Raw genomic sequence first — 2,322 nt, 5'->3', positions numbered from 1 at the left:
ACAGCTGTAGAAAATGTGTGCAGATGTGTATTTTAGTTTGGACTAATGATGTCTCAGAGGCCTAATGTTGTTGACCCTACACACCAGCTTTGACGCTTTACTCGCAAACATTTTCCTTATTGCCGTCATCACTGGTATTCCGATATCTCAACTAGGAGGTAATCGCATTGACCAGCGCAGGCACTTGCGTGCCACTCTTGCAACTTCTTGGAAAGGCTCTCGCCAATCCTCGGGTACAGCTAACCCGCATGACTATGGCCGAAGCCACAGCCTTAACTTCATTCTTTGAATTTACAGCGCCTTATTCAATTCTGGGTGCTCAGCCAGCGCTAAAAGGCTAAGCATTGCATTCTTGTCCCGATCTACGACTTTCTTGTAGTTCGGGCATTTTTCGTTGTAGCACACGTACTCATTATGCTTGGTGCCGTGCTTCTTGTTCCCGCAAAGAGTGATCTTGTCATCGCCCTTTTTGACGTTGCCGCAAGCCGCACAGCGCTGAGTAGACGGGTACAGCTTGTTTGCCAGAATAAGGTCTTTGCCGTACCAATCGCACTTGTAGGTCAAGATCTGCTTGAACTTGCCAAACATCGAACGGTGCACGCCCTTAGAGGCCACATGGCTCATAAGCATGCCCTTCACGGACAGGTCTTCGATCACGATCTTGTCGTAGTCCTTGACCAGTTCAGTCGTAAACTTCTGCATCAAGTCATTTTGGATATTGCCAGCCTTCCGATAGCATGCTTGAAGCTTGGCTCTCGTCTTCAAGTAGTTCTTGCTATTGTAGGCGGCTTGTCCATTTTCAACCCGCTTTCTGGCAAGCTGCCTTTGATAGTGTTTGATCCTTTTGTAAACTCTGTTAAGGCGCTTAGGCAAAACGTTTACTCGGCCTTCCGTGTAGTCGAAGTGGCCAACGTTTACGTCAACTGCAGTTGCCTTGCCTGTCTTATCTGGCTGCTTGACATCTTCAACTTGGAAAGGAATGGCCACATAATAACTGCCTGCTTCTGTGAAATAGCTGACAACGCCAAAATCATCAGAAAGCGCAGGCTCATTCAAGCGAATCTGGCCAAGAGGCCAGTCTTTGCGCCCCTGCGGGCATTCCAGCTTCAAAATCTGCCCTTCGATTCTGCTCTGATCGCTCTTAAAACCCTGACGAGAGGCTTTGCGGGACTTGTACTTTGGCTTGCCCCAGTCTGGCTGGGCTTTGTCAAAAAAGTTCTTCCAAGCATTGCCAAGATCCTGTACTGCAAGATTGGCAAGGTGAGCTGGATATGCCAGTCTCCAAGCATCAGTTTCCTTGTCAGAATTAAGCTCGTTGCGAACTCTCTGCCAATTTGGAGAAGGATTTGCCTTGGCTCCAGGACTGTTTTTGTCAATCTTGCGAATCACTCTGCAGACTTCACCATGAGTCTTCGTGGCTTTTTTGACTATTTTTACTTTTTCAGTGTAGTCAGCCATCAGTCGTCTGGCTTCGTACATCTCATTCCAGATGTCCAGAGCATGATTCCATGCCCAGCGACGATAGCCGCACAGCTCAATAAAGAGCTGTTTCTGTTCTTCATTAAGCTGAAGCTTGTATACTCTGGTCTGTGTTCGCATCTTTAGTCACCTTCTTCCTTATGTGGCAGCTTTGGATCTTCCGCCATCTCTTTCTTGTATCTTCTCAAGCCGTACAGGCGACAAGAGAAGACGTGAATAACGCTCATCAGATCCTCAACCAGTTCTTGATCCGGACTGGTGTCTGGATTGTTAAGAACTACAATTTCAGTACCGTGTCTTTGACAGAAGTCTTCGAACCAGTCAAAGCCAAAACGGGTGAAGCGATCTTTATACGTGATAAAGATTTTGGCGATTTTCTTGTCTTCTACATCCTGCAGAAGCTTATTCCATTTAGGGCGGCGATAGTTAAGGCCACTCCCAATGTCGCTGATCCGCTCATCGAGGATGATACCTTTGGCATTGCAGTACTGGGTAATAAAATCCATCTGATTTTTCAGATTGTTCTTCTGCCCCTGCGAAGAGACACGTGCATAGGCAACGTTCTTCCGCTGATCTGGTACTCCGAGAAGTCTGTTGAGCTGTTCCTCAGTATAGTAGCGCCTGTTGGCTACGTTTCTGAAAGCGTGAAGCCTTCCTTCACGATCCCAGCGCTGCAGCGTGCTTACTGAAACGCCTAAGACTTTAGCAGCTTCATTGGGCTTGTAGACTTTAGACATAAAAAATAGACTCGTCCTTTCTATTTGGATAAGTCTATTATACCGCCATTTGGACACATTAGCACACTTTAGTTATGTATTTTGAGACTAGTAGTTAGCACCGATG

General features: G+C 46.8%; 2 protein-coding genes. Both read right to left on the bottom strand.

Annotated features, from left to right (window positions below; all coding sequences use genetic code 11):
• Positions 1-291: 291 nt before the first annotated feature.
• Complete coding sequence (locus ACYVUV_RS12260; RefSeq protein WP_484499565.1) at positions 292-1,599, bottom strand: RNA-guided endonuclease InsQ/TnpB family protein; 1,308 nt, start codon at positions 1,597-1,599, stop codon at positions 292-294.
• Positions 1,600-1,601: 2 nt separating this feature from the next.
• Entirely contained in the window at positions 1,602-2,216 is a 615-nt protein-coding gene (locus tag ACYVUV_RS12255) for an IS607 family transposase (protein WP_484499564.1), read from the bottom strand.
• Positions 2,217-2,322 lie beyond the last annotated feature (106 nt).

The sequence above is a fragment of the Lactobacillus sp. WILCCON 0149 genome, from assembly GCF_057197965.1.
This window is presented reverse-complemented; position numbering and strand designations above follow the sequence as displayed.